Origin of the sequence: Streptomyces sp. NPDC047982 (assembly GCF_043204165.1) — a bacterium.
GTDB lineage: Bacteria > Actinomycetota > Actinomycetes > Streptomycetales > Streptomycetaceae > Streptomyces.
In genome coordinates this window covers 1-7,404 of the sequence record NZ_JBIDBS010000052.1, presented here as the reverse complement: position 1 = coordinate 7,404, position 7,404 = coordinate 1, and the positions used below count along the sequence as shown (strand labels likewise).

Genomic DNA, 7,404 nt, shown 5'->3' with positions numbered 1-7,404 from the left:
CGTGTGCTGTTCTCGACGTCGCTGAATTTTGATGTGTCGGTGTTCGAGTTGTTCGGGACGCTGGCCGCGGGTGGGACGTTGGAGGTTGTGCCGGACGTCCTTGCCGTGACGGAGGGGGGGTCGTGGTCGGGTTCGTTGGTGTCGGCGGTGCCGTCGGCGTTCGCGGCGGTGCTGGAGCAGGACGTGCGGGTTTGTGCTGACCTGGTGGTTCTGGCGGGTGAGGCGTTCCCGTCGAGTCTGCGGGAGCGGATCGGGCAGGTGATGCCGGGTGCGGCGGTCGCGAATCTGTATGGTCCGACCGAGGCGACCGTCTACGCGACCGGCTGGTTCTCGGAGACCGAGGGCGAGCCGGCCGGTGCGATGGTGCCGATCGGCAGGAGTGTGGCGGGTAAGGGCACGTATGTGCTGGATGCCTGCCTGCGTCCGGTTCCTGTCGGGGTGTGGGGTGAGTTGTATCTCGCGGGTGGTCTGGCGCGTGGTTATCACGAGCGTCCTGGTCTGACGGCGGAGCGGTTCGTCGCTGACCCGTTCCGTGACGGTGCCCGGCTGTATCGCACGGGTGATGTGGTGCGCCGGCATGCGGACGGGACGCTGGAGTATGCGGGGCGTGGCGACGGTCAGGTGAAGGTGCGTGGTTTCCGGATCGAGTTGGGTGAGATCGAGAGTGTTCTGGTCGCGCACGAGAAGGTGAATCAGGCTGTTGTCGTCGCTCGTGAGGACCGGCCGGGTGTGAAGCGGTTGGTCGCGTATGTGGTGACCGGTGGTTCCGGGCCGGGCCTTGCCGGGGTGCGTGAGCACGCGGCCGGGCTGTTGCCGGAGTACATGGTGCCGTCGGTGTTCGTGGTCCTGGACGAGCTGCCGTTGAACGCGAACGGCAAGCTGGACCGCAGGGCCCTGCCTGTCCCGGAGTTCACCGGTGACGAGGCCGGGTACGTCGCTGCGCGTACTGGTACGGAAGAGATCCTGGCGTCCGTCTGGGCCGAGGTCCTGGGGTTGGACCAGGTCGGCGTCCACGACAACTTCTTCGACCTCGGCGGTGACTCGATCATCAGCCTCCAGGTCGTCTCAAGGGCCCGCCGCGCAGGACTCGCGCTCTCCTCCCGGGACGTCTTCCAACACCCCACCATCTCTTCGCTCGCCCCGCACGCCCGCCCCCTCGACATCGACGCAGCCACCCGTTCCCGGCTCGCCGAGAGCGGCACGGTCAGCGGCGCCGTGGCACCGACCCCCGTACGGGAATGGTTCTTCGAGACCCACCCCGTGGCGCCCGGCCACTTCAACATGGCCGCCGCCTTCACCCTCCCGGACGGCATCGATCTCGATGCGCTGCGCACCGCCGTCGCGGCCCTGTTGGTTCAGCACGACGCTCTGCGCTCCACGTTCGTCCAGGACGCGGACGGTGTCTGGACCGGCCGGATCACTCCCGACATCGACCTCGACGCCGTCCTCACCCTCCGCGCGCTCCCCGACGACGACGGCGCCGACGACGCGTGGCAGGCGCTCATTCTCGAGGCGCAGGCCGGGTTCGACCTCGCCGCCGGACCTCTGGCGCGCGTGCTCGTCCGGACCGCGACGACCGGGCCCGTGCGCGTGGTGGTCGTGGCGCATCACTTGGTCATGGACGGCGTGTCCTGGCGCATTCTGCTGGAGGACCTGAGCACGGCGTACGAACAGGCGGTCGTCGGCCGGACCGTCGACCTCGGGCCGAAGGGCACCTCCGTACGGCAGTGGGCCGAACGGCTCGCCGCGCACACCGCCCGTGGTGGCTTCGACGACCAACTGGGGTACTGGCGCGAGCCGACCGCGGCGGCCGCCGCACGGATCCCCGTGGACCACCCGGGAGGCGACAACACCGTTGCCTCCGAGCGCACGGTCTCGGTCGGTCTGTCCGCAGCGGAGACGCGGGCCTTGCTGCTCGACGTCCCCGGCGCGTACCGCACCCGCCCCAATGACGTACTCCTCGCGGCCCTCACCCGAGCCGTCGGCCCCTGGGCGACCGGCGGAGCCGACCGGCCAGCGGACGCCGAGGACGTTCCTCGGTGGGCCGTGAACCTGGAGGCACACGGCCGCGGGGACCTCTTCGACGACATCGATCTCACCCGTACCGTCGGCTGGTTCACCGCCATCCACCCGGTTGCCCTGCCCGTCGCCGCCGGCGACGACTGGGCCGGCACCGTGAAGTCCGTCAAGGAGCTGCTGCGGGCCGTGCCCGACCAGGGCATCGGCTACGGCGCCCTGCGTCACCTCGGGAACGCCACCGGCCTGAGCGAGACTCCGGACCTGGCGTTCAACTACCTCGGGCACTTCGACGAGGGCTCCTCCGGCCTGCACCGGTCCCTCGTCCTCAACCCCGGCGGCGAGCACCACCCGGACGAGTCGCGCACCCACCTGATCGAGGTCGTCGGCGCGGTCCAGGACGGCGTACTCACCTTCACCTGGGCCTACTCCGAGAATCTGCACGACCATGCCACCGTCCAGGCGCTCGCCCACCGGTACGCGGACGAGCTGCGATCGCTGATCGCGCACTGCGCCGCGCCCGAGGGCCCCTCCGGCTGCACGCCGTCGGACTTCCCCCTCGTCCGCCTCGCCCAGCACGAGGTGGACGCGATCGCCGCACGCGTCGGCGACGCCCGCGCCATCGAGGACATCCTCCCGCTGACCCCGCTCCAGTCGGGCATGCTCTTCCACACGCTCGAGGCCGCCGGAGCGCCCGCCTACCTGGAGCAGTTCACCTTCGTCATGCACGGCGTGGGCGATGTCGAGACCGTGGCGCGCGCCTGGCGGGCCGTCGTCGACGCCTCGGACGCGCTGCGCGTGTCCGTCGTCTGGGAGGGCGTGGCCGAGCCCGTCCAGGTCGTGCACCGCACCGGGACGCGGCCACTGCCGGTGACCTTCGCCGACTGGACCGACCACACCGCCGACGAGCGGGAATCCCTGCTCGCGGACCTGCTCGCCGCGGACCGGACCGTGGTCACCGGCCTCGACGCGCCACTCATGCGGCTGACGCTCGTACGCGTCGCAAAGGACGCCGTCCGCGTTCTGTGGTCCTTCCACCACCTGCTCATGGACGGCTGGAGCAGCGCCGCCGTCCTCTCCGACGTGGCCGCGCTCTGCGCCGGTGAAACCCCGCCGCCCCGGGAGCCGTTCCGCGACCATCTGCGGTGGCTCGCCGTGCAGGACCGCGCCGCCGGGCACACCTTCTGGGCGCGCCGCCTCGCCGGCTTCGAGGAGCCGACGCCGCTCCCGTACGACCGCGCGCCGCACCGGTCCCGCCACGCGCGTTCCAGCGAGCGCGTCACCCTCGCACTGCCCGGAACCACCGCACACGCCGTCGCGGACTTCGCCCGGCGCAACCGCGTCACCGTCGGCGCCGTCGTGCAGGGTGCGTGGGCGCTGTTGCTCGGGCGCTACGCGGGGACGCACGACGTCCTGTTCGGCACGACCGTCTCCGGCCGTCCGGCGGAGCTGCCGGGCGCGGAGTCGACCGTCGGACTGTTCATCAACACCGTGCCCGTGCGCGTGGCCACGCCGCCGGACGAGCCGGTGGGCACCTGGCTGCGCCGCCTCGGCGACGCCCAGGCCGAGGCCCGCCCGTACGAGTACGTCGCCCTGCACGAGATCGCGACGCCCGGCCTGCCGTCCGGCACACCTCTGTTCGACAGTCTCGTCGTCGTCGAGAACTACCCGGTCGACGCCGCCGCCACCGCGCGCCACGGCATCTCCCTGTCCGGGCTCGACGCCGCCGAGTCGACCAATTACCCGCTCACCCTGACCGCACGCCCCGCCGGCGAGTTCCTGCTCACCTTCGGCTACGACCCCGAACTCTTCGACGCCGCCACCATCCGGCTGCTCGCCGCCCGCTACGCCCACGTCCTGGAGGTCCTGGCGGACGCCGGGGGCGCGGCCACCCTCGGCAGTCTGCCGCTGACCGGCGCCGACGAGCTGACCCGAGTTCTGGACGGTGCGTGGACCGGCACGCTCGACGCGACCACGGTGCCCGAGACTTCCCTGCCGGAGCTCTTCGCGCGACGGGTCGCCGAGGCGCCCGACGCGGTCGCCGTGACCGGCGCGGCCGGCCCGCTCACCTACCGGCAGCTCGACGAACGCGCGGACCGGCTGGCGTGCGTGCTGCGGGGGCGCGGGGCCGGCCGGGGAGCCCGGGTCGGACTGCTGCTCGACCGTTCGGCGGACGTGGTCGTCGCCATGCTCGCCGTGCTCAGGACGGGGGCCGCCTACGTCCCGCTGCACTCCGGACACCCCGCGGAACGGATGCGCGCCATGCTCGACCGCAGCGGCGCCGTGCTGCTCCTCACCGACGGCGTCTTCCCCGCCCCGGACGGCATCCCGACCCTCGACGTCTCCGATGTCCCCGATGTCCCCGACGGTCACACCGCCGCCCCCGGCGACGGGCCGACGCGTGTCGCCCCGGACGCCGACGCGTACGTCATGTACACCTCCGGCTCGACCGGTGAGCCCAAGGGCGTCGCCGTCACCCACCGCGACATCATCGCCCTCGCCGCCGATCACCGCTGGACGCGCGGCACGCAGAAGCGCGTCCTGTTCCACTCCTCCCACTCCTTCGACGCCGCCACCTACGAGGTCTGGTCCCCGCTCCTCAACGGCGGCACGGTCGTCGTCGCCGACGGCGATCTCACGGCCACCGCCGTACGCCGCGCCGTCGCCGAGCACGGCGTCACCGCCCTGTTCGTGACCACCGCCCTCTTCGGCGCCCTGGCCGACGAGGATCCGGCCTGCTTCTCCGGCCTCGGCGAGGTGTGGACGGGCGGCGAGGCCGCCTCCCGCCCGGCGATGCGACGCATGCGGGAACACTGCCCCGCCACCCGGCTCGTCCATGTCTACGGGCCCACCGAGGCCACCACCTTCGCCGTCTGCGGCCCGCTCGACACCGCCGACCTCGCCGACGGCGCGGCCGTACCGCTCGGCCTTCCCATGGACAACACACTCGCGTACGTCCTCGACGCGGCCCTGCGCCCGGTCGGCACCGGCCAGCCCGGCGAGCTGTACCTCGGCGGCCCCGGCCTGGCCCGCGGCTACGACGGCCGCCCCGGCCTCACCGCCGAACGGTTCGTCGCCGACCCGTACGGCCCTGCGGGCGGCCGGCTCTACCGCACCGGCGACATCGTCCGGCGACGCCACGACGGCCGCCTCGCATTCCTGGGCCGGGGCGACGGACAGGTCAAGATCCGAGGCTTCCGCATCGAACTCGCCGAGATCGAGGCCGCCCTCGGGCGCTGCGACGGCATCGGCCGGGTGAGCGTCCAGGCGCTCACCGCCGACCGGCCGGGCGGCAGCGGCTCCAAACGCCTGGTCGCCTACCTCGTCCCCGCGGCGCAGGACGCAACGGCCGCCGTCGCCCTCGACGTCCGCCGCGTACGGGAACAGGCCGCGACCCTGCTCCCCTCGTACATGGTCCCTTCCGCGTACGTCGTCCTCGACGCCCTGCCCCTGAACTCCAGCGGCAAGGTCGACCGGCGCGCCCTGCCCACTCCCGAGCACGACACCGCCACTGCCTACGAGGCCCCGCACGCCGGGGCCGAGGAGCGGATCGCCGCGGTCTGGGCCGATCTTCTGGGCCGCGACCGGATCGGCCGCCACGACGACTTCTTCGACCTCGGCGGCGACTCCATCACCAGCCTGAAGGCCACCTCCCGGCTGCGCACCGCTCTCCACGCCGATCTCTCGCCGCGCGCGCTGTTCGACCACCCCACGGTCGCCTCGCTGGCAGCCGCCTGCGCCGCCACGGCCGGCGGGACGACGCAGTCCGCGATCCCCCGGGCGCCCCGCGGCGAGGGCCCGCTGCCGCTCTCCTTCGCGCAGGAAAGGCTCTGGTTCCTCGACGCCTTCACCCCGGGTGGCTGCGAGTACAACGTCGTCACCACCCTGCGCCTCACCGGCGTCGTCGACACCGCCGCACTGCACACTGCCGTCACCGCCCTCGTCGCCCGCCACGAGGCCCTGCGCACGACCTTCGGCGCAGCGGACGGGCGGGGCGGCACCCAGCACGTCCACGACACCGTCGACGTGCCCGTACGCACGCTCCGGGCGACGAGCGAGAACGCACACGAGCGGGCCCTGCGCGCCGAGGCCGCCCAGCCGTTCGACCTGCGCACCGGACCGCTGCTCCGCGTACTCCTGGTGGAGCGTGCGGATCAGAGCCAGTACACGCTCATGCTGACGATGCATCACATCATCACGGACGGCTGGTCCATGGGTGTGATCACACGGGAACTCAGCGCGCTCTACACGGCGGCGGCGAACGCGCCCCATGGCGAGTCCGTGCTTCCTGAACTCGCGCTTCAGTACCCGGACTTCGCGGTCTGGCAGCGCAAGCGGCTCACCGAGGAAGCCCTTGCGCCGCACCTCGACCACTGGCGCGAACGCCTGGCCGGTCTCGAACCCCTGGAACTGCCCACCGACCGGCCCCGCCCCGCCGTGCGAACGGGACGCGGCGCCCTGCACTCCTTCCGTGTGCCGCAGCATCTCACCACAGCACTCGCCGACGCGGCACGCGCGCAGGACGCGACCCTGTCGATGGCCCTGACCGCGGTCACACAGCTGCTGCTCTCGCGCTACAGCGGCCAGGACGACATCGCCGTCGGCACGGCCGTCTCGGGGCGCGAGCGCACCGAGCTGGAACCCTTGGTCGGCTTCTTCGTCAACACGCTCGTGCTGCGCACCCGCATCGACGCCCACGCCGACTTCCGCACGCTGCTGGACGACGTACGAGAGGCCACCCTGGCCGCCTTCGAGCACCAGGCGGCCCCGTTCGGCCGCCTCGTCGAGGCCCTGGCCCCGGAACGCGACCCCAGCAGGACCCCGCTCGTCCAAGCGGCGGTCACCCTCCAGAACGCGCCGCGTGAGATGTTCACGCTGCCGGGGCTCCTGGTCGAGGAGACCCTGCCGCCGGTCGGGACGAGCCCGTTCGACCTCAACATCGAGTTCGAACCCGCAGCGGGAGAGGGCCTGTTCGCCGTCGTCTCCTACAGCACGGATCTGTTCGATGCGGTGACGGTGGAGCGGATGGCGGGGCATTGGCTGGGTCTCGCGGAGGGGCTGGTGGCTGCGTCGGGTGTGGCGTTGGCGCAGGTGCCGATGCTGGGCGCGGGGGAGTCGGAGTGGGTTGTGGATGCCGGCCGGGGCGAGGTGGCGGCGTTCGACCGGCGTGTGTCGGTGGTCGAGGCGTTCGGCCGACGAGTCCTCGCGACACCGGGTGCGGTGGCCGTGCGGTGCGGTGATGTCGTGCTGACGTATGCGGAGTTGGACGTGGCTTCGGATCGGTTGGCGCGGGTGCTGGTCGAGCGGGGGGTTGCGGCTGAGTCCAGGGTGGGGCTGCTGTTGGAGCGGTCGGTGGATGTGGTCGTGGCGATGTTGGGTGTGTTGAAG

Annotated in this window: 1 protein-coding gene; it reads left to right on the top strand. The window is 72.3% G+C overall.

All coding sequences use genetic code 11. The features are described from left to right. Positions 1-7,404 (top strand): amino acid adenylation domain-containing protein (locus tag ACGF2V_RS30995; protein ID WP_392913747.1); only part of this gene is annotated, 7,404 nt, incomplete at both ends.